At 38.5% G+C, this 26758-nt stretch carries 28 protein-coding genes, 2 tRNA genes and 1 riboswitch; of the genes, 15 read left to right on the top strand and 15 right to left on the bottom strand.

Annotated elements, in window-relative coordinates; genetic code table 11:
- Window positions 1-393 precede the first annotated feature (393 nt).
- Window positions 394-2037, bottom strand: coding sequence for a GMC family oxidoreductase (locus EXE10_RS01105; RefSeq protein ID WP_130112067.1), 1644 nt, complete (start codon window positions 2035-2037; stop codon window positions 394-396).
- Between the two features lie 199 nt (window positions 2038-2236).
- On the opposite strand from EXE10_RS01105, the gene EXE10_RS01100 reads away from it, so the two are divergent.
- Window positions 2237-2677: a GNAT family acetyltransferase gene (locus EXE10_RS01100; protein WP_130112066.1), complete on the top strand. Its 441-nt coding sequence runs from the start codon at window positions 2237-2239 to the stop codon at window positions 2675-2677.
- A gap of 39 nt (window positions 2678-2716) precedes the next feature.
- On the opposite strand, the gene EXE10_RS01095 is transcribed toward EXE10_RS01100, so the two are convergent.
- From EXE10_RS01095 to EXE10_RS01075, 5 genes are all read right to left on the bottom strand, one after another.
- A complete protein-coding gene (locus EXE10_RS01095) occupies window positions 2717-3988 on the bottom strand; it encodes an OmpP1/FadL family transporter (protein WP_130112065.1) in 1272 nt (423 codons plus the stop codon).
- An 85-nt stretch (window positions 3989-4073) separates the two neighbouring features.
- Window positions 4074-4847, bottom strand: a complete 774-nt coding sequence (locus tag EXE10_RS01090) for a class I SAM-dependent methyltransferase (RefSeq protein WP_130112064.1) — start codon at window positions 4845-4847, stop codon at window positions 4074-4076.
- A 183-nt stretch (window positions 4848-5030) separates the two neighbouring features.
- Window positions 5031-5106: transfer RNA gene (locus EXE10_RS01085), tRNA-Phe, on the bottom strand.
- 144 nt (window positions 5107-5250) lie between these two features.
- Window positions 5251-5326, bottom strand: a tRNA-Phe gene (locus EXE10_RS01080).
- Between the two features lie 205 nt (window positions 5327-5531).
- Window positions 5532-5909 carry a GNAT family N-acetyltransferase gene (locus EXE10_RS01075; protein WP_068975027.1) on the bottom strand — a complete coding sequence of 126 codons (378 nt, stop codon included), beginning with the start codon at window positions 5907-5909 and terminating at the stop codon, window positions 5532-5534.
- A 102-nt stretch (window positions 5910-6011) separates the two neighbouring features.
- On the opposite strand from EXE10_RS01075, the gene hisB reads away from it, so the two are divergent.
- The 4 genes from hisB to EXE10_RS01055 all read left to right on the top strand — a co-directional run bounded on the left by hisB (window position 6012) and on the right by EXE10_RS01055 (window position 8744).
- Window positions 6012-6605, top strand: a complete 594-nt coding sequence (hisB, locus tag EXE10_RS01070) for an imidazoleglycerol-phosphate dehydratase HisB (RefSeq protein WP_068975026.1) — start codon at window positions 6012-6014, stop codon at window positions 6603-6605.
- Window positions 6605-7222 (top strand): imidazole glycerol phosphate synthase subunit HisH, encoded by a 618-nt coding sequence (gene hisH, locus EXE10_RS01065; RefSeq protein WP_130112063.1) that lies wholly within the window; start codon window positions 6605-6607, stop codon window positions 7220-7222. Before hisB ends, hisH begins: the two co-directional genes overlap by 1 nt.
- A 206-nt stretch (window positions 7223-7428) precedes the next feature.
- Window positions 7429-8001 (top strand): DUF805 domain-containing protein, encoded by a 573-nt coding sequence (locus EXE10_RS01060; RefSeq protein WP_130112062.1) that lies wholly within the window; start codon window positions 7429-7431, stop codon window positions 7999-8001.
- A 197-nt stretch (window positions 8002-8198) separates the two neighbouring features.
- On the top strand, window positions 8199-8744 hold the full coding sequence (locus EXE10_RS01055; protein ID WP_410169809.1) for a DUF805 domain-containing protein: 546 nt from the start codon (window positions 8199-8201) through the stop codon (window positions 8742-8744).
- A gap of 40 nt (window positions 8745-8784) precedes the next feature.
- Here the strand turns inward: EXE10_RS01055 and EXE10_RS01050 are convergent, their stop codons facing one another.
- The gene (locus tag EXE10_RS01050) at window positions 8785-9195 is read right to left on the bottom strand and encodes a helix-turn-helix transcriptional regulator (RefSeq protein ID WP_087552838.1); all 411 of its coding nucleotides are present in this window, start codon (window positions 9193-9195) and stop codon (window positions 8785-8787) included.
- A 169-nt stretch (window positions 9196-9364) separates the two neighbouring features.
- Here EXE10_RS01050 and EXE10_RS01045 point away from each other — a divergent pair, with 169 nt between their 5' ends.
- Window positions 9365-10021: a 3'-5' exonuclease gene (locus EXE10_RS01045; protein ID WP_130112061.1), complete on the top strand. Its 657-nt coding sequence runs from the start codon at window positions 9365-9367 to the stop codon at window positions 10019-10021.
- Window positions 10022-10102: 81 nt separating this feature from the next.
- On the top strand, window positions 10103-10834 hold the full coding sequence (hisA, locus tag EXE10_RS01040) for a 1-(5-phosphoribosyl)-5-[(5-phosphoribosylamino)methylideneamino]imidazole-4-carboxamide isomerase (RefSeq protein ID WP_068975021.1): 732 nt from the start codon (window positions 10103-10105) through the stop codon (window positions 10832-10834).
- An 82-nt stretch (window positions 10835-10916) separates the two neighbouring features.
- Here the strand turns inward: hisA and EXE10_RS01035 are convergent, their stop codons facing one another.
- Window positions 10917-11210 carry an antibiotic biosynthesis monooxygenase family protein gene (locus EXE10_RS01035; RefSeq protein ID WP_068975020.1) on the bottom strand — a complete coding sequence of 98 codons (294 nt, stop codon included), beginning with the start codon at window positions 11208-11210 and terminating at the stop codon, window positions 10917-10919.
- 139 nt (window positions 11211-11349) lie between these two features.
- Between EXE10_RS01035 and EXE10_RS01030 the strand changes: the two genes are divergently transcribed.
- Window positions 11350-12264 (top strand): DMT family transporter, encoded by a 915-nt coding sequence (locus tag EXE10_RS01030; RefSeq protein ID WP_130112060.1) that lies wholly within the window; start codon window positions 11350-11352, stop codon window positions 12262-12264.
- 14 nt (window positions 12265-12278) lie between these two features.
- Here EXE10_RS01030 and EXE10_RS01025 read toward each other — a convergent pair whose 3' ends face one another.
- The 4 genes from EXE10_RS01025 to EXE10_RS01010 are packed head-to-tail and all read right to left on the bottom strand — an operon-like array spanning window position 12279 to window position 14645.
- Window positions 12279-12581, bottom strand: a complete 303-nt coding sequence (locus EXE10_RS01025; RefSeq protein WP_130112059.1) for an antibiotic biosynthesis monooxygenase family protein — start codon at window positions 12579-12581, stop codon at window positions 12279-12281.
- Between the two features lie 17 nt (window positions 12582-12598).
- Window positions 12599-12991: a DUF4870 family protein gene (locus tag EXE10_RS01020; RefSeq protein ID WP_068975017.1), complete on the bottom strand. Its 393-nt coding sequence runs from the start codon at window positions 12989-12991 to the stop codon at window positions 12599-12601.
- Between the two features lie 33 nt (window positions 12992-13024).
- The gene (locus tag EXE10_RS01015) at window positions 13025-13654 is read right to left on the bottom strand and encodes a DUF1294 domain-containing protein (RefSeq protein WP_087552804.1); all 630 of its coding nucleotides are present in this window, start codon (window positions 13652-13654) and stop codon (window positions 13025-13027) included.
- Between the two features lie 40 nt (window positions 13655-13694).
- The gene (locus EXE10_RS01010) at window positions 13695-14645 is read right to left on the bottom strand and encodes a homoserine kinase (RefSeq protein ID WP_130112058.1); all 951 of its coding nucleotides are present in this window, start codon (window positions 14643-14645) and stop codon (window positions 13695-13697) included.
- A gap of 110 nt (window positions 14646-14755) precedes the next feature.
- Here EXE10_RS01010 and hisF point away from each other — a divergent pair, with 110 nt between their 5' ends.
- Entirely contained in the window at window positions 14756-15517 is a 762-nt protein-coding gene (hisF, locus tag EXE10_RS01005; RefSeq protein WP_213071525.1) for an imidazole glycerol phosphate synthase subunit HisF, read from the top strand.
- Between the two features lie 416 nt (window positions 15518-15933).
- Window positions 15934-16293 (top strand): tetratricopeptide repeat protein, encoded by a 360-nt coding sequence (locus EXE10_RS01000; RefSeq protein ID WP_228256758.1) that lies wholly within the window; start codon window positions 15934-15936, stop codon window positions 16291-16293.
- 38 nt (window positions 16294-16331) lie between these two features.
- Here the strand turns inward: EXE10_RS01000 and ettA are convergent, their stop codons facing one another.
- Window positions 16332-17993, bottom strand: coding sequence for an energy-dependent translational throttle protein EttA (ettA, locus tag EXE10_RS00995; RefSeq protein WP_068975012.1), 1662 nt, complete (start codon window positions 17991-17993; stop codon window positions 16332-16334).
- A 449-nt stretch (window positions 17994-18442) separates the two neighbouring features.
- Here ettA and EXE10_RS00990 point away from each other — a divergent pair, with 449 nt between their 5' ends.
- Window positions 18443-19720, top strand: coding sequence for an O-acetylhomoserine aminocarboxypropyltransferase/cysteine synthase family protein (locus EXE10_RS00990; protein ID WP_130112056.1), 1278 nt, complete (start codon window positions 18443-18445; stop codon window positions 19718-19720).
- Window positions 19721-19792: 72 nt separating this feature from the next.
- On the opposite strand, the gene EXE10_RS00985 is transcribed toward EXE10_RS00990, so the two are convergent.
- Window positions 19793-20320 carry a hypothetical protein gene (locus EXE10_RS00985; RefSeq protein ID WP_130112055.1) on the bottom strand — a complete coding sequence of 176 codons (528 nt, stop codon included), beginning with the start codon at window positions 20318-20320 and terminating at the stop codon, window positions 19793-19795.
- A gap of 235 nt (window positions 20321-20555) precedes the next feature.
- Window positions 20556-21278 carry a phosphate signaling complex protein PhoU gene (gene phoU / locus EXE10_RS00980; protein WP_068975009.1) on the bottom strand — a complete coding sequence of 241 codons (723 nt, stop codon included), beginning with the start codon at window positions 21276-21278 and terminating at the stop codon, window positions 20556-20558.
- A 394-nt stretch (window positions 21279-21672) separates the two neighbouring features.
- Here phoU and EXE10_RS00975 point away from each other — a divergent pair, with 394 nt between their 5' ends.
- The 4 genes from EXE10_RS00975 to EXE10_RS00960 all read left to right on the top strand — a co-directional run bounded on the left by EXE10_RS00975 (window position 21673) and on the right by EXE10_RS00960 (window position 26753).
- The gene (locus EXE10_RS00975) at window positions 21673-22746 is read left to right on the top strand and encodes a hypothetical protein (RefSeq protein ID WP_130112054.1); all 1074 of its coding nucleotides are present in this window, start codon (window positions 21673-21675) and stop codon (window positions 22744-22746) included.
- A 66-nt stretch (window positions 22747-22812) separates the two neighbouring features.
- On the top strand, window positions 22813-23847 hold the full coding sequence (locus tag EXE10_RS00970; protein WP_130112053.1) for a hypothetical protein: 1035 nt from the start codon (window positions 22813-22815) through the stop codon (window positions 23845-23847).
- 60 nt (window positions 23848-23907) lie between these two features.
- A riboswitch (TPP riboswitch) is annotated at window positions 23908-24017 on the top strand.
- 144 nt (window positions 24018-24161) lie between these two features.
- Window positions 24162-26057, top strand: a complete 1896-nt coding sequence (thiC, locus tag EXE10_RS00965; protein WP_130112052.1) for a phosphomethylpyrimidine synthase ThiC — start codon at window positions 24162-24164, stop codon at window positions 26055-26057.
- Between the two features lie 75 nt (window positions 26058-26132).
- The gene (locus EXE10_RS00960; RefSeq protein ID WP_130112051.1) at window positions 26133-26753 is read left to right on the top strand and encodes an NUDIX domain-containing protein; all 621 of its coding nucleotides are present in this window, start codon (window positions 26133-26135) and stop codon (window positions 26751-26753) included.
- The last annotated feature ends 5 nt before the right edge of the window (window positions 26754-26758 follow it).

Below are 26758 nucleotides of genomic sequence, written 5' to 3'. Positions count from 1 at the left end.
TCCCCTTTGTCCAACAAAGGATTTTTGTCACTTTTGATCCTTCAAAAGTGAGGCATCGACTACGCAAAGCAATTTAAATTTTTCAATGTATGTCGAGTCTGTGCAAACCTTTAAGTTTTATATTATTTAACTTTGATCGAAAGGTATAACTTCGCAAGAAGATGCAGGAGAAATTTAAAATCCCCTCTCTCTAACTCTCTCCCTGAGGGAGAGAGGACTTCAATACTTATTGATTAAGAATGATTTTGAATTGATATTAATTCACACTGTAAAGTCCCTTCTCCCTGAGCGAAACAAAGCATTGCTTTGTTGAAGTGCAAGACGTAGTGGAAGAAGGTTAGGATGAGGGGGGAGAATGTCCAATACTGATTGATTAATAAGTGATTTTTTAAACTAAGCAACACCATCTTTCACTTTCTTCTCAATAAACGCCACACCAGCCTGATCCTCACGAATCATATCGACTGCCTTTTCAGCAATCATAATCGCAGGCGCATTGGTATTCCCATTGACCACTTTTGGCATAATCGATGCATCCACCACACGTAAGTTCTGAATACCATAAACACGCAATCGTGGATCAACCACAGCCATATCATCCACACCCATCTTACAACTGCCAACAGGGTGATAAACCGTATCTGAACGATCTCGTAATATTTGCCGAATCTCTTCGTCCGTTTGAATATTAGATGTAAATAAATCTTCTTTAATCATGCTTTTAAAAGCATTCGATTCCATTAACTTTTGGGTCAGCTTAAACCCTTTAACCATTTCCTCTAAATCAGATTCATCACCATAAAAATCAGGATCTATCAGCAAAGGATCATCAATACTTGACCCACTGATTTTAATGGTGCCACGGCTTTTCGGATTGAGCAGACAAACATGACATGAAATACCATGTCCCGTATGCATTGTACGTGCATGGTTATCGACTAATGCCACTACAAAATGCAATTGTAGGTTTGGTACGGTTTGCTCATCAGAGCTTTTAATAAAGCCACCACATTCTGCAAAATTGGTGGTGATTAAACCACGGCGCTCCTTACGATAGCGCCCAATCTGCTTGAATAAATCAATTGAGCCCGCAATAGATAAACCAAATGTGCCCTGAATTTCACTGACCTTATAAGCAAAAATAAAATCTGGATGATCATGAAAATTCTTACCCACACCAGGCAGATGCTTCTTCACTTCGATACCATGTTGCATCAACTCTTGCTGATCACCCACACCTGATAGCATTAAGATTTGCGGTGACTGCATTGCGCCTGCACTTAATAAAACCTCACGGCGCGCACGAATCTGTTTGAGTTGCCCATTCTGTTTATACTCCACACCGACAGCCACGCCATTTTCAATCAAAATACGATGGGTTTGAGCATGGATTTCTATCGTTAGATTTTTACGTTCACGATGTGGAAATAAATAAGCACGTGCAGAGCTACAACGCTCACCATTGATATGCGTAACTTGGTAAACACCTAAACCTTCTTGTTCAGCACCATTAAAATCATCAAGAATTTTATAGCCTTGCTCTTTTGCCGCAGCGATGTATTTTTCTTGGAGTGGATTATCACTGTGTAAATCAATCACGGAGAGTGGCCCATCATTGCCATGATATTGATCTTTTATTCTTTCGTTTTTTTCTGATTTGATAAAATAAGGCAGGACTTCGTCATAAGACCAACCTTCATTGCCCAGTGCAGCCCAATCATCATAGTCTTGACGATGTCCTCGGATATAGACCATGGCATTGATTGCAGATGAACCACCTAAGCACTTACCACGCGGTTGATAGCCTTTTCGACCATTTAAACCACGTTGCGGAACAGTTTCAAATGCCCAATTATTGATTTTGGTGGGAATGCTAATCACCGCTGCACAAGGTACTTCGACTTTCCAACCATCTCCTGCGCCACCCGCTTCAAGCAAACACACAGATACAGATGAATTTTCTGAGAGTCGCCCTGCCAATACACAGCCTGAGCTACCACCACCAATAATAATGTAATCAAATTCCTGTTGATTCACGTAAAAATCCTTTTCTTGTTTTAAATTATCTTTTCACCATTATGCATATTTTTATTGAATAAAAAATCACTATTCAAAAATTGTTCAACTTTTAAAATACATCCCACAACATAAATTTGGCTAAAAAATAAACTTATCATTGTTTCATTTTTATATTAATCTGTTGTAAACATTCTTTTAAAACAAGAGATAAAAAGCGATGTTTATCATTAAACAATTTCAAGAAACAGACATAGATGATGTCATTGCACTCTGGGAAATCTGTGATCTAACCCGTCCGTGGAATAACCCTGAAATTGATATTTTTAGAAAAGTTGCGCAAAAAGATGGCTTATTTTTACTGGCAGTCAAAGATGATCAATTGATTGCTTCCGTCATGGGTGGCTATGATGGGCATCGTGGTTGGGTCAATTATCTTGCCGTACATCCGCATGCACAGCGCAATGGTGTGGCAACCGCACTGATACAGCAACTAGAGAAGCGCTTAATCGCACTTGGCTGTCCAAAGCTACAACTTCTCATCCGTAAGGATAATATCGACGTACAGAGCTTCTACGAGCAATTGGGCTATGAAGAAATAGAAGTTGTTTGTCTAGGTAAACGATTGATTCAGGATTTAAAAAAGGTCAGTGAACACTAACCTTTCTGTGAAGTCGTTGAAATGGAATAGCGCTAAATTTTAGAATTTGTAGCCATAAGATACACCGAGAATATCTTGACTCATTTTCAGTTTAGCTTCACCACCACCAAACGCAGGGGAAATCTGACCTTTAACCTCATCTTCTAAGGCATGGGTATACGCTACACTGAGTTCTTGGTGCTGATCAATATGATAGGTTGCCCCGACACTCAGATGATCTTGAATCACACCTGGTGCAAGAATATTTAAGAATGCTTCACTGGATGGGATCGGCTGATCATTGTGGCTATAACCTGCTCTTAAGGTCAGTTTCGGATGTGCTTGATAGCTCACACCCAATTTATAAACATTGATATCTTCCCAACCAAAACCTGGACCTTGATCTGTACCAAAAACATGCCCTTGTTGTAACTGAGCGGCATCAAATCGATTTCCAACCGCTTTTACATCCGAATAATTAATGCGTTGCACATCAGCAGCAAGGGTTAATTTAGGCGTTACTTTAACAGCCACGCCAATGCCATAACTTTCAGGTACATCAAAGTCACCCTGCTCTGCAAATAAACCTTGATACTTTTCAAAGCGATCGGCATTAATTTTTGAAGAATAATTTGCACCTAAGGTCAAACGGTCATCAAAAAAGTTGCCCGCCCAGCCAATGCGTGCGCCAATTCCAGTGGCAGAATCTTTGCCACGATTACTAAGATTTGAACCATCTGCCGAATAACCTGCAAAGGCTGTGATGCCTTTTGCCTCAAAACGTTGATAAAGAATATTGGTGGCGATACCAACTGATTGATTCTCTGCATATTTCCAAGACACTGCAGGAGAAATAAAGACTTGTGTTAAATCTACACCGGCAGTACCTGAATTACCAAATGCTGCAAAGGGGTTATTCTTATAGCCCGTATTCATCCCACCATTGCCATAAATAGCCAAACCTAAAGCAACCTGATCATTGATTTGATGATTCAAAGCCACTTCAGGCAAAACAAAGTATTTACGTCCATTGCCATCATATGAGCCATTGGCATTGGGATAGCCTTGTGGCATTTGATTGCCACTGATTTGTGCTGAACGATCTGGTGAAAACACAGTTGCTCCAACATCAACACGACTACCGATCCAACTCAAGCCAGCAGGGTTGTTCGCAATAGTCAAAGCATCCTGGAATTGTGCGATTGAGGTTCCTGCACTGCCTTGTGCTTTGACACCATAGCCATGCATAAAATAGCCCGTTGTTGCAAACGAAGTTGTACTTAATAAAGAAAGGAATAAAGTCAGAGGTAATTTTTTATGTGAGGCGTTCATAATTTATTTTACTTAAAAATAATATATAAGTAAGCATATTGTTAATCATATATCTTGTAATCCAAGATAAAATTCGATACTTATTCTATTTTTTCATAAAGCGTTTTTTCTTCACCTGCTTCAATTTCCCCACTCTGAGAAAAATCGGAAATTCTAAAATCAAATCCTCATGTGCTGCAGTCAATACTTCAGCCAATGCCACCAAAGGATGATCTTGACTTGGATTTTTCTCACAATAATGTTTCACCGCTGACCATGTCGATAAATATTTTAATAATTGTGCTGCTGTCCATTGATACTGCATTTTAAATGCAGGGACCTGTATTTCTTCAAATTCAAATGGGAAGGGAATGGTCTGATATTCTTCATCAATAAAGCGACGTTCAGCATCCCAATAGCCATTGAGTTGCTCGCAATATAACCTTTGAACCAAAGCATTGACTGCTTGATTTTCAACTTGAATCAAACCATAGCCGATGACTGCTAAAACACCATCGGGTTTTAAAGTACGGCAGACTTCACGATAAAATGCATCAAAATCAAACCAATGAATCGCTTGTGCAACAGTAATCAAGTCAAATCCTAGTGCAGGAAATGTGGTTTTTTCCGAAGCTTGGACTTGATAACTGACATTGTCAAAATATGGTGCATGTTGTAATTGTTGCGCACTAATATCTGTTGCAACAATATGATCAAAATAAGGGGCTAAAAGCTGAGTGAATTGTCCAGAGCCCGCACCACAATCCCACGCAAAACCACGTGCAGGAACATGATTTAAAATTTCCTGAATAACTTCTGGCGGATAACTGGGTCGAGCTTGCTGATAAAGCTGACTACCCGATGAAAATAAATCTTTCATTGTTTTTATAGCTATCTATTGTTCTGAATAAGATTATATTTTACGACATTCACAAAGTTCAATAACCTATTTTGTAAGACAATCCATTTACCTCATCAAAGCTTATTCGCTGATCCACGGCTTTATCTGATCTTAAAAACAGGCAATAAAAAACCCCAAACAATGTTTGAGGTTTTTTGAATATGGTGGCGAGACCCAGGATCGAACTGGGGACACACGGATTTTCAATCCGTTGCTCTACCTACTGAGCTATCACGCCGATGCGGTGTATTAAGCCGTATCTCAGTGCAATAGTCAATATAAATCATGACTTTTTTACGCAACTTGATTCGAGTGAGTATTTTTTACCCAAAAAAAATCCCTGATGGGATCAGGGATTGAAATCTTGAAAATTTTTTAAATATGGTGGCGAGACCCAGGATCGAACTGGGGACACACGGATTTTCAATCCGTTGCTCTACCTACTGAGCTATCACGCCGATGGGGCGTATTAAACAATTTAATGCTTTTGTCGTCAAGCATTGAACTCCTTTAAAATGATCAATAGTTTATTTTTAAAGCAAAAGTAGCGAATTTATTTTAAATACAACGATTTTCTGTATTTATTTTCAACAATTCTATGATCCAATGATAAAAAAAGCAGCCTATTTAGACTGCTTAAAAACATCCGTTTGAGTAAATCAATTAAATTTTACCCAAATGTGCCAAACAACGGTGGATTGCTCCACAGCCAGGCTCAAATGTTTTCACACCTTTTTCTTCTTCAATACGACAAACTTCTTCTACTAAGCGTTCAGCAACACCACGTCCACGGTTTGCAGGATGAACCACAATGTTTTCTAAAACTTTGCTTTCTCCCTGTCCCGTACACCATAATGCACCTATTACTTTGGTATTAAATTCTGCGACATAAAGTAGGGTATAATGTGTTAAGTTTTGCTCAAGTTGTTCTATGGCATCTTTACCATCCCCAAATTCGGGACTGGTGTCATATAATCGCTCAAGCTGCTCGCGAACTTCTTGATTCTCTATTGAAGTTTTAGCATGTACGGTAATAGGCATTGATTAACCCTCCTGAGCAATCTAATATGCTGTCACTTTCGTCACAGCGAAACATCTTTACATCAAACTTTTAATTTTTGACGTTTTTTGAGGAACGTGTCTATGGCTCAACGTATCAGTGAAGTGGTAAGAAACACCAACGAAACTAAAATTCGAGTTCGTGTGAATCTTGACGGTACTGGTCAAGGCACGCTCAATACAGGTGTTCCCTTTTTAGACCATATGATTGATCAAATCAAGCGTCATGGCTTATTTGATATTGATATTCATTGTGATGGTGACTTAGAAATCGACGATCACCACACGGTTGAAGACTGCGGAATCACTTTAGGGCAAGCCTTTGCACAAGCTTTAGGTGATAAAAAAGGCTTACGTCGTTACGGTCATTTCTATGCACCGCTTGATGAATCTTTAAGCCGTGTTGTGGTGGATTTATCTGGTCGTCCAGGATTATTCATGGATATTCCATTTACTCGTGCCATGATCGGTCGTTTTGATGTGGATTTATTCTCAGAATTCTTCCAAGGCTTTGTCAATCATGCACTCATGACCTTACACATCGACAATTTAAAAGGTAAAAATAGCCACCACCAAATTGAAAGTGTGTTTAAAGCATTTGCACGTGCGCTTCGTATGGCATGCGAAATCGACCCTCGTGCTGAGAATACTGTTGCATCTACCAAAGGAACATTGTAATGACCCGTATTGCCCTTCTTGACTATGGCATGGGAAATCTTCACTCAGCAGCCAAAGCACTAGAACATGTCGGTGCAACGGTTGATGTGACCAATGATCCAAAGCTGATTGCTCAAGCAGATAAAATTGTATTTCCGGGCGTGGGTGCTATGCGTGACTGTATCCAAGGGATGCGTGAAGCAGGCATTGATGAAGTCATTCGCAATGCAGCATTCAACAAGCCTGTACTTGCGATCTGTGTCGGCATGCAAGCTTTGCTTGAAACTTCGGAAGAAAATGGCGGTACTGAAGCACTGGGGATTTTTGAAGGTTCAGTGAAGCATTTTCCTGAAATCGAAAATTTAAAAGTACCGCACATGGGCTGGAATCAAGTGCATCAAGCTAATCCAAGTCATCCAATGTGGAAAGACATTGAGCAAGATGCGCGTTTCTACTTCGTACATAGTTATTATGTAGAACCGAAAGATACAAACTTAGTGGCAGCGACTTGTGATTATGGTTTAGAGTTTTGTACAGCAATTCATAAAGAAAACCTATTTGCAACGCAGTTCCACCCTGAGAAAAGTCATACAGCAGGTTTACAGTTGCTAAAAAACTTTGTGGAATGGGATATTTAACCCACTTGTAAAATTTAAAACTGCATAAAAACCAAGTTCATCAAGGGCTTGGTTTTTTATTATTTACGCTTTAAATCCATTTTTCGTAGATTCATTGATCATTTTTCATTAAAATTGGCACAATTCAAACTTGCTTTAAATATTCATTCAAAATCTTAAATTAAAAATACAAGCACTCAAAACGAACTTAGGAATCAATAAAAATAATGTTCTCGCTCAAAACAACTTTAAACAAATTCAGCACGCCTTTGTCGAATAACAGTCATCAACCTTTTAACTTTTCAGGTCGTTTCGGACGTCTATCCTATATTGCTTGGACAATGCTTCTCAGTATTTCCACCATCACCTTGGATATTTATCTAAGCTTCAAACTCTTTAATATTCAGATCGGTGAAAATGAAGCACCGACACCTCCCAGTTTATTAGAAGCATTTTTGATATTTGTGCTGTTTATTTTCACGCTATATACGTTTTTTATTTTTACCATCCGAAGACTTCATGATTTAAATCGTTCAGGTTGGTTCAGTATTTTACTCCTCGTTCCTGTGATACAAATATTCTTATTCTGCTATCTACTTTTATTTAATGGATCTCGTCAATCCAATAGCTATGGTGAACCAAGAACAACACCGACCTGGGAAAAAGTGATTGCGCTACTCTCAATCATTTGTATTCCATTACTCGTCATATTCTGTGTTTATGTTTTACATATATCACCTCCAAATCAGCCAATCATTGAATTTGAAGGCTCTCAGAGTGTAGTCTCACAGCATCGCTAGTCTTTAAGCGACAATACACCTTTCAAAGCTCTGCTTCGTGCATCGTTACTATGTAGAACCAAGTCTATTAAATGGTTTTTTTTGATAATTTCTCTTTATTTCTGAAGCACTCTTAATTATTATCGCAACAAATTGAATAAAAAAACCGCAATTCTTTTTACAACATACTCAAAAATTTTTTAAAACAGGAAAATATTATGTCTAATTATCAGTCTGATGATTCAGCGTTAAAAGCAAGTGGGCGTTTTGGACGACTTTCTTATTTGGGGTGGTCATTTCTCAGTACCCTTGTTTTTTTAGTTATGCTAGTAGTTGCAGTTGTTGTACTTGTAGGTACAAGTCCTGAAAGCATTGCATCAATTTCTACTTTTACAATTATTGTTTTTGTGATTATTTATATCGCATTCTTGTATTTTACAATTATTTTTGCAGTTCGACGCTTACATGATCTCAATCAAAGCGGTTGGTTATGGTTACTATTCCTAGTGCCATTGGCAAACATTGGCTTGGCATTATATTTATTGTTCGCACCGGGTACACAAGGGGCAAACAATTATGGCGCTCCGCGTCCAACAGCTGGTTGGGAAAAAGTTATGGCGTGGATGAATATCTTAATTATTCCGTTAATCGGCATACTTGCGGCAATCTCAATTCCTGCATACCAAAGTTATGTCGAACGCGCTCAGAAACAACAGTTTGAACAACTACTTGAACAACAAAATCAGCAACAGCAATCAGAATAACTTTACGTCAAGTAATCACTATATTCGTATCGTGATTACTTTACTCTTTACTCACAAAACCACCTTCCAATGGCTCAACCGTAATTTTAATATCTGCTTTTAAATTTAAAGCGGCATAACGATCTTTAATTTCCCCCATCAACTGCTCCATCGTCGCTTGGCTTAAATCCACCTCAGATGCCACATAAGCTTTATTGACCAAATCTGCTTGATCTTGTTGTGTTTGTTGTTTTGATTCACTATTCCAACGCTCGGTCATCCCGACCAAACGGGCTAATTCAATTAAGCTTTGTGCACTCGATGGCGTTGAATTTTGCAACCATTTGGTCATCGTGCCTTTCGACGTTTCTAGAATATTGACGACATCACTGGCTTTAATATTTTTATCCTGAATCAATTGTTTTAGGCGTTTTGCACCCTCAATCAAAAGATCATCATCTTTATCAGCCATTGCAACGATTCCTTTATTTTCATCCCACAAAATTACCATCTTTTCGCCAAAGTTTGTTATAACAATATGGTTAAATTTTTCTGTGCTTTTATATGAGCTTTTATCTCAGTTCAAACACAGTATTTAGATTGCAGATATGAGGTCTGCATGAAAGTTTAGGGAAAAATTTGTGAACGACCAAGCTCAACATCTGCCAAGTAAAGAACAAATTCTGACTTTCCCACGCTTCCCTAATTTCCCCTTAGACAAAATCATAGTGATTAACCAATTAAAACAATGCCAAACCATCGAGACTGAATTAAAAACAGCTGCACTACTCGGTTTTGATACGGAATCCAAACCAACATTTAACAAAGGTGAAGTTCAAACTGGTCCTCACTTAATCCAATTGGCAACGGCTGAAAAAGCGTACCTCTTTCAAGTTTCTCCAGATATTCTCAATTTTCTAAAACCCATTTTCGAAAATCCCGATCAAATCAAAGTTGGATTCGGTTTAAAAAATGATGCACATCTATTTCGTAAAAAAGGCATTGAACTCAACAGCGTGATTGAGCTTTCAAAATGCTTTGGCAGTTTTGGGCTCAATAATCCTGTAGGGATTAAAAATGCCATCGCTCTGTTATTTCAAATGAATTTTCCTAAAAGTAAATCGGTAAGTACCTCAAATTGGGCACGTAAAAGCTTGACCATTCCACAAATCGAATATGCGGCTGCCGATGCTTATGCACCTGTACTGATTTTTGAAGAATTACTCCGTTTAGGGCTAATTCCACACGATATTCCCAATACATCGCTTAAATTAAGAATTCGTCCCAATAAAAGCTAAAACTATCACTTAGAAATTGATCAATATTTTGCTAAGATTGCACCCAATAAATTTTGATGAGATTAGGCAAGGAGCGAAAGCATGCTGATCATCCCTGCAATTGACCTGAAAGATGGCAAATGTGTCCGTTTAAAACAAGGTCGTATGGAAGACGATACCGTATTTTCTGATGATCCTGTGGCAACTGCACAGCATTGGGTAAATGAAGGCGCTCGTCGTTTGCATTTGGTTGATTTAAATGGTGCTTTCGCAGGTACGCCAATCCATAAGCCTGTGGTTGAAGCGATTGCCAAAGCACAGCCAGATCTACCGATTCAAATCGGTGGTGGTATTCGTTCTTTAGAAACCATCGAACACTACTTAGATGCAGGCGTGTCTTTTGTCATTATTGGGACAAAAGCGGTTAAAGAACCTGAATTTGTTGAAGAAGCGTGTAAGAAATTTGCAGGTCATATCATTGTTGGCATCGATGCGATCAATGGCATGGTGGCAACCGATGGTTGGGCAAATGTGACTGACGTTAAAGCAACTGATTTAGCTAAACGCTTTGCTGATGCAGGTGTTTCAAGTATCGTTTATACCGACATCGCGCGTGATGGCATGATGCAAGGTGTGAATATTGAGCAAACTGTGCATCTTGCTGAATACTCAGGTCTTCCAGTGATTGCTTCAGGTGGTGTGACCAATTTAGATGATGTGCGTAACTTAAAAGGCAAACATGGCATTTTAGGTGCTATCACAGGTCGTGCGATTTATGAAGGCACATTAAACCTTCGTGAAGCACAATTGTTATTGGATGAGCAAGGTCTTTAAGACTTGTAAATCTAAAAGTTAAAATAGAAAGAGAACTTAATGTTCTCTTTTTTATTGCTTGGAAAATAAAAAATCATGATTGCTAAACCAATGTATTTTCAAAATGTTGCATACTAATTCTTTCTGCTAAAAATGGTTTCATGGCTAAAAACCATTGTTTAAATTCTTCAGTTTTCATAAATACATCGGTATGCGCTTCAAGACTGGTCCAATGAATTTGTAAAATATACTGTTGTTTATTTTCAATACCACGAATCAATTTAAATTTTTCACACGCATCTGCATGACGAAAGATATCAGACAATTCATAAAATTTCTTTTCAAAAGCACTTTCTTGCCCTTCGACAATATGAAATACAGCTTGCTCGATCACCATCGCTTATTTTCCTTCTCTCTGTATCCAATACAATTATAGCGGTAATGCTATGACATTTTAATGATGTAGATATTGCACAAATTCAACATAAATATTCTGCTTGGCGTAAAATGTCCTCGCCTTTCATCGTTATATATTTATGTCACCAGTTTCTCAATCTATTTTAAGTGCAAAAGCACCTCAAATTGCGCTCATCCTGATTACCATCATTTGGGGTGGCAGTTTTCTAACCGTGCAATATGGTCTGAATTTTAGTAGCCCGATCATATTTGTCGCTTTTCGATTTATGGCAGCGGCAATTGCTGTGAGCTTGATCTCTTGGAAATACTTAAAAGATTTTAATCGCCAAGAATTTATCGCAGGTGCTTTAATTGGTTTGGTGATTGCGATTGGCTATGGCACACAAACAGTTGGGCTACAAACGATTAGCAGTAGTGAATCTGCTTTTTTAACCGCTTTATATGTACCCTTAGTGCCTATTTTATTGTGGGGCATATTTCTACAAAAGCCTTCTATCATGACATGGCTCGGGGTTGTACTTGCCTTTATTGGGCTGGTGTTTTTAACAGGAAATGGCTTCAAGCAAATTCATTTAAATTATGGACAAGTTCTGACTTTACTGGGTTCAATTGCGATTGCACTGGAAATTATTTTGATTGGTTATTTTGCAGGTAAGGTCAACGTTCGACGTGTCACTGTTATTCAATTGGCTTTTGCCTCTTTATTCTGTTTTATCCTCACACCATTTTTAGGTGAAACTCAATTGCCTAATTTTCAATGGCAACTCATCGCGGTACTGTGTGGTTTAGGCATTGCCAGTGCATGTATTCAATTGGTGATGAATTGGGCACAACAATCCGTGGATTCGGCTCAAGCTGCGATCATTTATGCTGGTGAGCCTGTTTGGGCTGCACTATTTGGTAGAATTGCTGGAGAACGCTTGCCGATCATTGCGCTATTTGGCGGTTTACTGGTGGTTTTAGGTGTGATTGTCAGTGAATGGAAGCCAAAGTTTTTAAAGAAACCTAAGCGTCTAAATAATCAATCCACATAGCACATCTCTAAATCTTATTTCTTCAATGTTATACACGGTTGATAATATTCAACTGTTGGCATTGGATCATAAAATGGATGAAGTAATGCTTTCCATTGCTGATATTCAGCAGACTTGCGAAAACCTTCTGTATGATCTTCAAGCGCGTTCCACACCACCATTAGAATATAGCGGTGCTCATCCTGAATATTCTTTAGCAATTGAACTTCATTAAAGCCTTTGGAAACACGAATCAATGACATCGCCTTTTGAAAAGCTTGCTCAAATGCCTGACTTTGCTCAGGCTTGATCTGTAAATGAACATGTTCAATGATCATGACTATGACTCTAAGATTTAAATAGGCAAAGCTTGATCATCATTCAAAGCAATAATGCCTCGAATCGCACGATACACAATCCATATCCAAGAAATAAATAAAACAGCAACACAAAATATTGTTGCAGCAAATGCAACGCCTGCAAAGGCATTGGGATTATCTAGAGTAAAAAATAAAAAGAGATAAGGTACAAATGCCAAAACAGTCCAAATGAGATACCACCAAAAGGTACGAATTTGCCATTTAAAATGACTTTCAAAAATCGTACCACGTACAGAATCCAACTTCACGTAGTTGATGATCAACGCAATCACAGCAAGAATTCCCGCTGAAAAAATTGCCACGATGTACAAGATATATAAAATCAAGGTCAGTGATTTACTATTATTGGAATTGCTATAATTGTTCATGCTCACTCCCGATTTGTTGCATGCTTTTCCACTTTAAATTTTAAATACATTTAAAGGAGAAATAAGCCATAAAATCAATAAAATATTAAAAAATATAGTACAGAAATAAATCTTTCTAAAAGGTTGTTTTTGTGTTTTATGTCGTAAACGTTGTTGCGCCAACCATGCAGCGGGCCACCCCCCTAAGAATGATAAAACATGTAGAGTATTTTCAGGGACACGTCTTTGCCCATTTTGAGCAGACTCTTTATCTTGCGCATAGAACCAATAAGTCATCACATTGATAATACTTACAAAAAGTAAAACCATACCATTTAAAAAACCACTTACCGATAGGATTGCCAAAGCCACAATGTATACAACACACAGGATCTGCATCGGTTGTAACTTACTTGTCGATTGTGCATTTGATTTTTTAGCAGGTCGCGTTGATTTGGATACAGTCTGACTGGCTTTTAAATAGGTGACTTGCTTGGCTTTGTATCGTCCCTGCCCATCCAATTGCACTACATATTCCAATGCACAGCCCACGATTGGACGTGGACCTTTTTGCGCAAAGTCTTTGATATGCAGGAACACGCGACCTTTGGATTCATCATTGGGCTGAATAAAGCCATAACCTTTATCATCCAACCATTCCACTAAACGACCTTGATCACGCATGTTCTACCCTACACATTGATATTATTGAAGCAACTACAAATTAAGCAGTTACAAATTTAAGTCTTTCAACCAGCATATTACGCATTTCTAAAGGATTTTTCTGCAAAATATCATCACCAGTACGTCCTTCCGCAGCATTCATTTGTGCGACTTGTAAACGCATCATCCAAAAACGCCCTGCTGCCATTGCCAAATACAACTCTAAGCACGCTTTTTCATCTGATGTGAGTGGACGAATCGAGCTATATGCATTTAAAAAAGCCATCGCTTTTTCTTCATTCAAAGTCACTTCCGGATATTCAGTACAGAAGTCATTTAAGGTAATCGCAATATCAAACAACAATTCATCTTGATTCAATTCATAAAAATCTAAGATACCTTTGAGTTGATTCCCCTCAAACAAAGTATTGTCACGGAATAAATCTGAATGAATAAAACCCTTTGGACGATCTGGGTACATCATGGTTAAAGCTTCATACAGCCCCAACAAATTGTTTAATAATGCAGTATCTGCAACATCTAAAGTCGGTTTAATTTGTCGAGCAACGTTGTACCAATAGGCATGATCACGCGCAGACTGACGTTGTAAAGGAAAGTCTTGCAAAGCAAGATGCATTTTGGCTTGGGCAATGGCGATCTGCTCCACTTGCTCAACCGTAGATGGCATAGGATGTTTACCTGACATCCGTGGCGCAATTTGGGCAGGCTTATCTTTTAAAATTTGAATATATTGACCATCACATTTGAGTGGAACAGGAACAGGTAAACCTTGCTCACCTAGACGTTCCAATACAGGAATAATTTCTCCTGCACCTTGCGCATCCATATTTTCAAACAGTGTCAAAACGAACTGTGAACCATCTGCGCAAACGATAAAATAGTTGGTATTTTGAATACCGCCTTGAATCGGATTCAGCTCAATCACCTCCAATCCATAAGGTGCTGCGAAAGCTTGAACTTCCTGTAAACTCAAAGTGGTATAAACCGACATACAAAACCTGCGAAAAAACTTACATAAGTTTGATAGAATACCCTCTCTCAGGTTTTAGGTGTAGCACCTAGATCGCTCAGATTGATAATCGGCTGTTATTTTTGGAAAAAATTATGCTTGCTAAACGTATTATTCCTTGCCTAGACGTTGATAATGGTCGTGTGGTGAAAGGTGTTCAGTTCCTTGATATTCGTGATGCAGGCGATCCTGTTGAAGTTGCACGTCGCTACAATGAGCAAGGTGCCGATGAAATTACCTTCTTAGACATTACTGCGACATCAAATGGTCGTGATACCACCTACCGTACAGTTGAACGTATGGCAGAAAGCGTATTTGTTCCATTAACTGTCGGTGGCGGTGTACGTAAAGTTGAAGATATTCGCATGTTGCTTAATGCAGGTGCAGATAAAGTTAGCATCAACTCAGCAGCCGTATTTAATCCTGAATTTGTTCAAGAAGCTTCACAACGCTTTGGCGCACAATGTATCGTCGTGGCGATTGATGCGAAAAAAACAGGTGAGAATAAGTGGGAAATTTTCACCCACGGCGGTCGTAAACCAACAGGCATTGATGCGATTGAATGGGCTGTGAAAATGGCTGACTTCGGTGCTGGTGAGTTACTTGTCACGTCAATGGATGCTGATGGAACTAAAGCAGGCTATGACATTGGTCTAATGCGTCAAATCAATGACCGTGTGACCATCCCAACGATTGCATCAGGTGGTGTCGGCAATTTACAACATTTAGCAGATGGTATTTTACAAGGTGGTGCGGATGCAGTATTGGCTGCTTCTATTTTCCACTTTGGTCAATATACCATTCCTGAAGCGAAAAAATATTTAGCAGAACAAGGCATTGAAATGCGCTTATAAGTTGTTCTCAATCAAAATAGATACTAAAGAGTGTTTTATGACACTCTTTTTTATTGGATAAGTTAAATACAGTTTCTATTGAATAACGCTTTCAACTAAATATCTCAAAAACATCATTGAAGTTATTTTCAAATAACTTCTTACAATTAAATCCAAAGGAAAATTTATATTAAAAATATAAAAATAGTGATAAATATCACAACACTAAAATATAAAACTAAATAGATAGCATAATTTCCTTAAAAAATACTCACAGAAAAAGTGTTTCTACTTTTTTAATTGATCATTATCAAAAATCACTATTATCAGGTATTTTAAATTTCATTTAATTAAATTAGTCTTCAATAAATGCTTTATGGTCAATAGAGTAAAGGCAAATGGATTTAATAAAAATAATACGGAGGCTTAGAAGCTCAGTGATAGAACATTTCCATCGCCCAGAGCAAGCTCATGTCTTCAATCTATCTGAATCCATGCATATTTACCATCGTGCTACAGGCTATGAGCATTTAGCACTCAACCGACTTTATGAAATTAATTTTGATCACCGATTGAGTGATCAAATAAATAACTATCAACGTAATGCGATTTGGTATTTTTTACATGCTGCCTTAAAAGGCTATAGCACTGCACAATATAAATTAGGCATGCTGTATTTACAGGGGCAACTCGGTTTAGATGCAAATAAAGCCACCGCACAAAAATGGTTATTATTGGCAGCTAATCAAGGGCATGTAGACGCTCAAAACCAACTAGAACGTCTTTATCAGCAATAAAAAAACCAGCTCGTAAGCTGGTTTTTATTTAGATGTAATTAAACACCAATTTTGCGGTATTTTTGACGCTTCGTAACAAGGTCATCACCATCACGTTTTTGACGGTATGCTTCAAATTCAGCATAGTTACCCGTAAAGAATTCTGGTGTTTCACCTTCAAATGACAAGATGTGCGTTGCAATACGGTCAAGGAACCAACGGTCATGCGAGATCACCATCACAGTGCCTGGGAATACAAGAATTGCATCCTCAAGCGCACGTAAAGTTTCGATATCCAAGTCGTTCGATGGCTCATCCAGTAAGATCACGTTCGCGCCCATTTGCAGGATTTTCGCAAGTTGTAAACGGTTACGCTCACCACCTGACAATTGACCTACACGCTTTTGTTGATCTTGACCTTTAAAGTTAAAGCGACCGATATAGGCACGTGATGCAATTTCGTATTCGCCAATCTTTAAGATATCTAAACCGCCAGAAACTTCTTCCCAAACCGTTTTATTGTTATCCAAAGTGTCACGGATCTGACCGACATAAGCGACTTTAACCGACTCACCAAGCACTACAGTACCTGTATCTGGTTGTTGTTCGCCCGTCATCATACGGAATAGTGTCGTTTTACCTGCACCGTTCTCACCAACAATACCAACAATCGCAGCAGGTGGTACAACAAATGATAAATCTTTATAAAGCGTACGATCACCAAACGATTTGCTGATGCCTTCAACTTCTACAACCTTGTTCCCTAGACGTGGGCCAGGTGGAATGTAGATTTCAGAAGTTTCGTTACGCTGTTGGAATTCACGCGAGTTAAGCTCTTCAAAACGCTCCATACGCGCTTTGTTTTTCTTTTGCTGACCTTTCGCATTTGAACGAACCCATTCAAGTTCTTTTTTCAATGCTTTAGCAAAAGATTCTTCTTGCTTATTCTCTTGTTCTAAACGAGCATTTTTCTGCTCTAACCAAGAAGAATAGTTACCTTGATATGGAATACCCATGCCACGGTCAAGCTCAAGAATCCATTCCGCAACGTTATCTAAGAAATAACGGTCATGCGTAATCGCAACGATTGTACCAGGGAAGTCTTTCAAGAAGCGCTCTAACCAAGATACAGATGAAGCATCTAAATGGTTCGTTGGTTCGTCAAGAAGCAACATGTCAGGCTTAGAAAGCAATAAACGACACAATGCTACACGACGACGCTCACCACCAGATAGCTTAGAAACATCAGCATCCCAAGCAGGTAAATTCAATGCAGCAGCAGCTTGATCCATTTGGTTGACAATATTATGTGCATCCCAAGCATGGATAATTGCTTCTAACTTCTCTTGTTCTTTTGCAAGCGCGTCAAAATCAGCATCTTCTGCTGCATATTCAGCAAATACTTCGTCAAGACGTGCCAAAGCATCCAATGGTTCACGTAAACCATCTTCAACGTTACCACGAACGTCTTTTGTTTCATCTAGAGGAGGTTCTTGCTCTAGATAACCGATTTTAATACCAGGTTGCGCACGCGCTTCACCAGAGAAATCTTTATCTACGCCAGCCATAATACGGAGTAAGGTCGATTTACCTGCACCGTTTAAACCAAGCACACCAATTTTCGCACCTGGAAAGAATGATAAAGAGATGTCTTTTAAGATTTCGCGCTTCGGCGGAACCATTTTCGACACACGGTTCATCGTGTAAATATATTGGGCCACGTAGGACTCCTCTATAAAGAATAAAAGTCCGCAAAATGCGAACAACAAATAAATAGCTAAATGGTACTAATTATACGCTGAAATGAGATACATTTGTTTAGAATCATCCAATTTGTATGAGTTATTTTTACCTGTCCGTTTAAACACAATGTCATTGAATTTTTTAATCATCACATATTCATCAATTCAATTTTTAAATTATTTTTGTAAATCTTACAGCAATTTAGTGAATTCAAATTAACCCTATCACATAAAATCACAATAACAACTGTTGTCATTCTCAGACACATTTAACCTGTAAACACTGATAAATAAACGCTTTTCACTATTCAGTGAATTAAAACCATCTATATGAAATTTTTAGATAAATATTAATTATTTTTGCGCTTTATTTCATATTCATAAATGCTAAACTGATTTTAAATTTAACTCACGAAGATGACGTAACTATGACGTATAAGGATGAAACGCTCGCCATTCATGCAGGTTATTCGCCTGAAGCCACCACCAAAGCTGTGGCTGTGCCGATTTACCAAACCACTTCTTATGCTTTTGATGATACCCAACATGGTGCAGACCTGTTTGACCTCAAAGTTCAGGGCAATATCTATACCCGTATCATGAACCCAACGACTGCTGTATTAGAACAGCGTTTGGCAGCGCTTGAGGGCGGTATTGGTGCATTGGCTTTAGCATCAGGCATGTCAGCCATTACTTATTCGATTCAAACCATTGCTGAAGCGGGTGACAATATCGTTTCTGTTTCTACTCTGTATGGTGGCACATATAACTTATTTGCCCATACTTTACCGAAACAAGGTATTGAAGTACGTTTCTTTGATTATCAACAACCTGAAAGCTTACGTGATCTGATTGATGACAAAACCAAATTGGTTTTTGTTGAGTCTATCGGTAATCCACTGGGCAATATCATTGATCTTGAAGCGATTTCAAAAATTGCTCACGAATACGGCGTACCTGTGATCGTAGACAATACTGTTGCAACCCCTGCTCTGCTTAAACCTTTCGAGCATGGTGCAGACATCGTGGTGCACTCATTGACCAAATATATTGGCGGTCATGGTAATTCAATCGGCGGTGCGATTGTCGATAGCGGTAAATTCCCTTGGGGTAAATATCCTGAACGTTTCAAAGTCTTGAACACACCTGATCCGAGCTATCACGGTGTGAATTATGTGGAAGCTTTGGGTGAAGCTGCATACATCGCACGTGCACGTGTCGTGCCTTTGCGTAATACAGGTGCTGCAATCAGTCCACTCAGCGTGTTCTTAATCTTACAGGGTTTAGAAACCTTGAATTTGCGTATGGAGCGTCATACTGAAAATGCGCAAAAAGTCGCTGAATATTTAAAAGCCCATCCAAAAGTAAAATGGGTGAATTACGCAGGCTTAAAAGATCATCCACAACATGCTTTGGCACAGAAATATGTCAAAGGTAAACCATCAGGAATCTTATCTTTTGGCGTACAAGATGGTCGTGAAGGCGGTACACGCTTTATTGATGCCTTACAACTTTTCACGCGTTTGGTGAATATCGGTGATGCGAAAAGTTTGGCATGTCATCCTGCAACAACGACCCATCGTCAGCTCAATGAAGATGAGTTAAAGGCAGCAGGTGTCAGCATTGATATGGTGCGTTTATCTGTTGGTATCGAACACATTGATGATTTGATTGCAGATTTGGAACAAGCTTTGGCTCAAGTTTAAGCAACTGATTTAAAAATGTATTTATAAATTAAAAGCCAGTGATTCTGGCTTTTAATTTTTCTAAAGATCAATCTAAATTTCTTCTTCGAACCAATGTATCATTGCGGTTTGCTCAACAGAAAGATCACCAGAATAAGGCGCTATACAAATTTGAAAATGAATCGCATCTTCATCAAATTCCTCTACCGAGTCTGCATCATCTTTTTCAAATAGATTACTCACTGTGACCTGATACAAACCATTGGCGAGTTCAACAAATAACTGTTGATTATCCTTACTTGGAATGCGTTCATCCACAAATTGAGCAGCCATGGTTAAGTCTGTGTAATTGCTGAGATATAATTTTTGATTGCTAACTTGAATCAACTGTTTGAATTGATGCTGACCTTCTAACAGGTTTACATCCTGAATCACTTCAATATTCCAAACACCACCGCCCCATTCATTGGTTTGCCATAGGATTAAGTGCTGTTGTTGAATTTGTTTTTTGAAATGCTCAATCAATTGCTCAAATTGCCAATCCTCATCTACAAAAGTTTGGTATCGCTCATTATTTACAATAGCAATAAAGCCATCTTCATCTGAAATCGTCAATTTCATAAAATAAAACACCCTATATATTTTGTTATTGCTTATTGATTCATATCAATTTTATGTATTATTTTTATCATAATCATATCGATGTGGCCGCGTTTTCTACAGACTTATTATAGAAACGCTACACAATACTTAAAGTTTATTACTTACTGTAAAATTTAGATCAATCATAAAAAAAGACCTAAATTTAGGTCTTTTTCAATATTCTATATGCTACTAGATTCAATATGCTGAAAACTTATTTGCTTTGAACTTTTTGTTCAATTTCTTCAACACTGGTATGACGTACATCAAAACCTTTCGCCATATAAATCACTTGTTCAGAAATATTACGTGCATGATCGCCAATACGCTCTAAAGAACGTAATACCCACATGACATTGATGACACGGCTAATATGGCGAGGATCTTCGATCATATAAGTCATCAAAGTACGTGTTGCCGACTGATACTCACGGTCAATATCAGCATCTGCTAAAAGTACTTTCAGCGCTTGTTCCGCATCTACACGTGCAAAAGCATCCAAAGCATCATGAATCATCACACGCACTTGGTTACCGATATGACGTGTTTCCATATAGCCACGTGGTGACTCACCTTCTTCACATAAGGTTTGCGCGATACGGGCAATTTTCGCGGCTTCATCACCAATACGCTCTAAATCGGTATTGGCTTTACTCATGGCAATCACCATACGTAAATCAATTGCGGCAGGATGACGACGTGCAAGAATCAGCGTTAAAGCTTCGTCAATTTCACGTTCATAACGATTGACTGTATTGTCTTGAAATTGTACATCAATCGCTAAGTTCGCATTGGTATCTAATAAAGCATGTACAGCATTTGCCACTTGTTGCTCGACCAAGCCACCCATGGTCATAAATTTGGTATTCACATCCTGCAAATCTTCATTGAATTGAGAAGAAATGTGATGATTTAATACAGGATTACTTGGGCTCAAAGCAGATACTCCACAGACTACAACGCATTTTTTATTAGGCTTACTATTAAACCATATCAATTATGAATCTTTTATGACAATGGGTTTTCTTTTAGATGAATTTTAAATTCACTTTAGATAAAACCAAATCAATTCAGTCGTTCCAAAACAGTGTTGATTCTAGTTTTAAGCATTCTTCCATCTCAAAGTGCTTAGTTAAAATCTGTTGTTATACACTTTGTTCTGGAAATCTGAATTGAACCAATATATTGATCAAATTTCTTTAAAAAAATACGACTTTCCGCTAAAACCGTAACGATTCATTATCAGAAAACTACAAAACATTTCATTCATTTAGAATCTTTTCAGCGACAATACTCTCGTTCTCCACTCGGTTTTTGTTAATGCCTGATAGATGAAATTTCCACGCGATATTACCCGTTTTTTGCTCTGTAGCTTACTCATTGTATTGAGTGGGATTGTAGTTGTCGCGTGTCAAAAACCTGCTGCGGATATTGTACATGAATCCAAAAAACCTCAAGCTGAAACAAAGCCTATTCCCGATTTAACCCAAATTTGCCAAAACTTAAAAAAGGAAATGCTTGCGATTAATGCACAAAGAACAACTTTGGCGATTGAGCAAGTCAATCAAGATATACGTATGTGCTTACCGCTCATGAAGCCTACTGAGCAAAAGGAGTTAATGGCTTTATCAAAAAAAATGTATCAACAATTTTTGCACATTGAGCGCAGTTCCGAACAACAGCAAGCATTTGAAAATTATGTTTTAGATCAAACGACCTATCCAACCATTCAACAAAGTCAATTTGAGCAACTGCATATTCGAGATCAATATTTATTACGTCATAAAGGTCAGGCATATATTGAATTAATTGAGCAAGCAGATAATAAAATTGTCTATCGTCGCAGCCCTCAATATTTGGCAAAAGTTTTTGCGCCCTATTTGTCTAGTTCAGATAAACTTTTTATTGAAAGTCTGGCGGATCAAAACACCCAACCATTGTTTAAAAATAATAAATTGAATATTGATGCGATCGAAATTGCCAAACGTGCTCAATTTTGGCAGAACTATGTACAAAACTCCCCAGACAGCACTTACCTAAGAGATGCTGTATTTTTAAGAAATACCTATAGTAGTCTATTATTTTTAGGTTCAGAAGCATCTCCTATTGCCATTAATTTTGAATCACCTGCAGATATTGATGTGGCAAATTGGTCGGTGATTGAACAGCTTGCTAAAAATGAAGATGGGGAACTTTCCAGACAAGCTAAAAAATTTGTTCAATTCGTCAATATGAGTGCTGAACAGAGGCTAGAAAAAATTCAACTGAGCGCAAAGGAACAAAATAAACTTGCGGATCACCCTCAAGGTTTAGCCTTATCTCAAATCAATCAGTATTTAAATTTAACGCCGATCAATCTAAAACAAACCAAGAAAGATTGTTTTAGTGACGCTGTTTGTACTTAGGCTTGTTTTGACGCTTTATTTTTATTAGGCTTAACGCCAAATTAAACTGATAACAAAAGCAATTTTATGAATCTATTTCAAAACACACTGGCGGTGACGGCTCTTTTAAGTTGCCTGACTTTGAGTGCTTGTCATCAAAAAAACAATTCCACAAAACAACAATCTAAATCACAAGAAAAAACTCAGCCCACACCGACCAAAGCACTGAATTGTTTTTCCGATACCAAAGATATTTTATCCAAAATTGACCAAAAAAGCTCGATTCAACAACTGACTGCTGCCAATACTGCCCTCAAAAAATGTGTGCCTGAATTGAATCATGCACAAATTTATCAGTTACTTGATCATTCCCATTTGATGTATCAACGCTTTTTAACCACCACTTCAGGTGATGAGGCAATGCAGGGCTTAAACGCCTATGGTTATGCAAAAGATTATCCTAAAAATGCGCAAAATTTAGGGCAAGGCGATGCTGCAACCATCAAAAAAACTTTGCCACAACGCGATCAATATTTAATGGACCAAGTCGGAAAACGATACATCCAATTTTTAGATATTGGTGAGGGCTATTTTGAGCTGAAACAGCATCCGCAATATGCAGTAGACATGTTCACAGCATATTTACCTAAAGATGAAGCTGTGTTTATACAACGCATGGCAAAAGACAATGCAAATATTTTATATTCAGATTCAGCGATTGCGATTTCAGGTCAAGCGCTTGCTGAACGTGCATTATTTTGGGAAAACTATATTAAGCAGTATCCAAAGAGTAAGTACCGTAAAGATGCAGAATTATTATTCAATGAATACAAATATCTCATCTTTATCGGTTCGGAAAATTCACCAGCATTTAGCTTCTACAACCATCGCTTTACCATTCAACCAGACACCCAACAAGCACTGGATTGGCTCGAGACACAACCTGATACACAACTTGTTCTGACTGGACAATTTTATCGAGAAGCATTGGCAGAGTTAGCACCCAAGTTAAATGATGAGCAAGATGCCTATAATTTTGTCAAACAATACATGAGCTTAGAATCTCGCAATGATCAACGTGATTGTCATCATCATGTTTTATGTGAAGACATCTCTTACTAATCCATTTATTGATCCATTGAATAGAGATGTTTTTATCGACATCTCATGATAGTATCGTGACATCGCTTGACGGAGCGCGAGTATTCCCTCGCTGAGATCATCTAATGAAGATGAGTACCGTTGAACCTGATCAGGTTAAAACCTGCGTAGGAATCAAGCCAGTCTAAAAACAGAACGCTCCATATTTAGCTATTTTTGTAGAAATACCTTTTATTCACTCCATAAAACTGTGAATAAATGCCAGATAATAGACTAAATCGCCATCGTTTTTGGTCGTGCTTGATTCGTTGATGTCATTCATAAGGATCATTGCAATGAACCAATTAACGAATCTATCCCCTGTTGATCAACTCGCTCAACATGAACAAGAAGCTAAAGATCTCACTCGAATTTTACCTGCATCTAAAAAAGTCTATATCCAAGGTTCACGCCCAGATATTCAAGTGCCGATGCGTGAAATTGAACTCACGGATACACCTACAGGCTTAGGTGGTGAAAAAAATCCACCAATCATGGTCTATGATACTTCTGGCGTGTATACAGATCCGAATGTGCAAATTGATCTGAATAAAGGTTTGCCAAATGTCCGTGAAACATGGATTGCGGAACGTGAAGATACTGAACGCTTAGACACGCTCACTTCTGCTTTTGGTCAAGAACGCTTAAAAGATATTCGTACTGCTGAAATCCGTTTCGCCCATATTCAAAAACCACGTCGTGCTAAAACTGGCAAAAACGTCTCGCAAATGCATTATGCAAAACAAGGCATTATTACTCCTGAGATGGAATACATTGCGATTCGTGAAAATCAACGTCAACGTGAAGGCGTAGATATGCGTCAACATGCAGGACAGAACTTTGGCGCACGGAATCTGATGGAAATTACACCTGAATTCGTTCGTAAAGAAGTGGCTGAAGGGCGTGCCATTATTCCTGCCAACATTAACCACCCTGAATGTGAGCCAATGATTATTGGGCGTAACTTCCTAGTAAAAATCAATGCCAATATTGGTAACTCTGCACTCGGCTCAAGCATTGATGAAGAAGTATCGAAAATGACATGGGCAACCCGCTGGGGCGCAGACACCATCATGGATTTATCGACAGGTAAAAATATCCATGAAACCCGTGAATGGATTATCCGTAATTCACCAGTGCCAATTGGTACAGTACCGATTTACCAAGCTTTGGAAAAAGTTGATGGCGTGGCGGAAGATTTAACATGGGAAATTTTCAAAGACACGTTGATCGAACAAGCTGAACAAGGTGTGGATTATTTTACCATTCATGCAGGCGTGTTATTGCGTTATGTACCAATGACTGCAAATCGTCTGACAGGGATCGTGTCGCGTGGTGGTTCAATCATGGCACAATGGTGTTTAGCACATCACGAAGAAAACTTCCTCTATACCCATTTCGATGAAATCTGTGAAATCATGAAAGCCTATGATGTGTCTTTCAGTCTGGGGGATGGTTTACGTCCAGGTTGTATTCAGGATGCCAATGATGAAGCGCAATTCTCTGAACTGCGTACTTTAGGTGAATTAACCCATCGTGCTTGGAAACATGATGTCCAGGTGATGATCGAAGGTCCAGGACATGTGCCAATGCACATGGTCAAAGAAAATATGGACTTGCAACTTGAAGTCTGTCAGGAAGCACCATTCTACACGCTTGGTCCTTTAACAACAGATATTGCACCAGGTTATGACCATATTACCTCTGCAATTGGTGCAGCGATGATCGGTTGGTACGGTACTGCAATGCTTTGCTATGTCACACCAAAAGAACATTTGGGCTTACCGAATAAGAAAGACGTCAAAGACGGTATTATCACTTATAAAATTGCAGCACATGCGGCAGATCTTGCTAAAGGTCATCCAGGTGCGCAAGTTCGTGATAATGCGCTCTCTAAAGCACGTTTTGAATTCCGTTGGGAAGATCAATTTAATTTAAGTTTAGATCCAGACACTGCACGCTCAATGCACGATGAAACCATGCCCAAAGAAGCGCACAAGTCAGCGCACTTCTGTTCAATGTGTGGTCCTAAGTTCTGTTCTATGAAAATCACTCAGAACGTGCGAGATTATGCACAAAATCAACAGAATGCAGAACATTCTATAAATAATAAATCTGTTATAGAAGATGGTCTCAAAACTATGAAAACCGTTTATCAGGAACATGGGCAAAAGTTGTACCATAAAGTGTAAAGACTAAAAAAACTATTGCCTTTCAATATTTCTCAGTTAGGATGAAATGAATATGTTTCATCTTAACTACTTCATATGAGCATTATTCAGCAAGCAACCTACACCCATCACGATGTAGACATTCAATCCCGTGAACATGTTTTTAAAGGCTTTGTTCAGGTTGAAAAAGTGAGCTTGCGACATCGACTATTTAATCAAACAGAATATACACCTGTCATCCATCGTGAGTTGATTCGTCGCAAAGAAGCTGCTGGCGTGTTAATTTACAATGATCAACAACAAAAGTTTGCATTGATTGAACAATTCCGTGTCGGTGCAATGAACGACTCTATTTCACCTTGGCAACTTGAAATTATTGCAGGTGTTTTAGATGGGGATGAATCGCCAGAGACCTGTATTCGTCGAGAAAGCCTTGAGGAATCAGGATGTGAATTAGATCATGTTGAGCTGTTATTTAGCTTTTATCCATCTGCAGGTGCATGTGATGAAATTTTCCATCTTTATGTCGCTCAAGCAGAACTGCCAGAAGAAGGTGGAATCTTTGGCATGCCAGATGAAGGTGAAAACATCAAACTACATATTATTCACTATATTGATTTAAATTTATTATTACAAAGTGACCGTTTACGAAATGCACCTGTGATCATGGCTTTACAATGGTTAAAGCAACATTTGCATACTGTAGAGAATGTCTAGGGGAA

The sequence above is a fragment of the Acinetobacter sp. WCHAc060033 genome (genome assembly GCF_004209125.1).
Classification (GTDB): domain Bacteria; phylum Pseudomonadota; class Gammaproteobacteria; order Pseudomonadales; family Moraxellaceae; genus Acinetobacter; species Acinetobacter wuhouensis.
Note: the sequence above shows the minus strand (reverse complement) of the source record. Positions and strands in the feature narration are given on the sequence as shown.

What these genes read in the sequence shown, in the direction of transcription:
- EXE10_RS01090 (WP_130112064.1), bottom strand. Translation starts at nt 4,847, where the DNA reads ATGAAAGATTTATTTTCATCGGGTAGTCAGCTTTATCAGCAAGCTCGA.
- EXE10_RS01050 (WP_087552838.1), bottom strand. Translation starts at nt 9,195, where the DNA reads ATGGCTGATAAAGATGATGATCTTTTGATTGAGGGTGCAAAACGCCTA.
- EXE10_RS00970 (WP_130112053.1), top strand. Translation starts at nt 22,813, where the DNA reads ATGAATCTATTTCAAAACACACTGGCGGTGACGGCTCTTTTAAGTTGC.
- EXE10_RS01100 (WP_130112066.1), top strand. Translation starts at nt 2,237, where the DNA reads ATGTTTATCATTAAACAATTTCAAGAAACAGACATAGATGATGTCATT.
- EXE10_RS01030 (WP_130112060.1), top strand. Translation starts at nt 11,350, where the DNA reads ATGTCACCAGTTTCTCAATCTATTTTAAGTGCAAAAGCACCTCAAATT.
- EXE10_RS01035 (WP_068975020.1), bottom strand. Translation starts at nt 11,210, where the DNA reads ATGGTGATCGAGCAAGCTGTATTTCATATTGTCGAAGGGCAAGAAAGT.
- EXE10_RS01015 (WP_087552804.1), bottom strand. Translation starts at nt 13,654, where the DNA reads ATGCGTGATCAAGGTCGTTTAGTGGAATGGTTGGATGATAAAGGTTAT.
- EXE10_RS01020 (WP_068975017.1), bottom strand. Translation starts at nt 12,991, where the DNA reads ATGAACAATTATAGCAATTCCAATAATAGTAAATCACTGACCTTGATT.
- EXE10_RS00975 (WP_130112054.1), top strand. Translation starts at nt 21,673, where the DNA reads ATGAAATTTCCACGCGATATTACCCGTTTTTTGCTCTGTAGCTTACTC.
- thiC (WP_130112052.1), top strand. Translation starts at nt 24,162, where the DNA reads ATGAACCAATTAACGAATCTATCCCCTGTTGATCAACTCGCTCAACAT.
- hisH (WP_130112063.1), top strand. Translation starts at nt 6,605, where the DNA reads ATGACCCGTATTGCCCTTCTTGACTATGGCATGGGAAATCTTCACTCA.
- EXE10_RS01025 (WP_130112059.1), bottom strand. Translation starts at nt 12,581, where the DNA reads ATGATCATTGAACATGTTCATTTACAGATCAAGCCTGAGCAAAGTCAG.
- EXE10_RS00985 (WP_130112055.1), bottom strand. Translation starts at nt 20,320, where the DNA reads ATGAAATTGACGATTTCAGATGAAGATGGCTTTATTGCTATTGTAAAT.
- EXE10_RS01060 (WP_130112062.1), top strand. Translation starts at nt 7,429, where the DNA reads ATGTTCTCGCTCAAAACAACTTTAAACAAATTCAGCACGCCTTTGTCG.
- hisB (WP_068975026.1), top strand. Translation starts at nt 6,012, where the DNA reads ATGGCTCAACGTATCAGTGAAGTGGTAAGAAACACCAACGAAACTAAA.
- EXE10_RS01010 (WP_130112058.1), bottom strand. Translation starts at nt 14,645, where the DNA reads ATGTCGGTTTATACCACTTTGAGTTTACAGGAAGTTCAAGCTTTCGCA.
- EXE10_RS01095 (WP_130112065.1), bottom strand. Translation starts at nt 3,988, where the DNA reads ATGAACGCCTCACATAAAAAATTACCTCTGACTTTATTCCTTTCTTTA.
- EXE10_RS00990 (WP_130112056.1), top strand. Translation starts at nt 18,443, where the DNA reads ATGACGTATAAGGATGAAACGCTCGCCATTCATGCAGGTTATTCGCCT.
- EXE10_RS01055 (WP_410169809.1), top strand. Translation starts at nt 8,199, where the DNA reads ATGTCTAATTATCAGTCTGATGATTCAGCGTTAAAAGCAAGTGGGCGT.
- hisA (WP_068975021.1), top strand. Translation starts at nt 10,103, where the DNA reads ATGCTGATCATCCCTGCAATTGACCTGAAAGATGGCAAATGTGTCCGT.
- EXE10_RS00960 (WP_130112051.1), top strand. Translation starts at nt 26,133, where the DNA reads ATGAGCATTATTCAGCAAGCAACCTACACCCATCACGATGTAGACATT.
- EXE10_RS01075 (WP_068975027.1), bottom strand. Translation starts at nt 5,909, where the DNA reads ATGCCTATTACCGTACATGCTAAAACTTCAATAGAGAATCAAGAAGTT.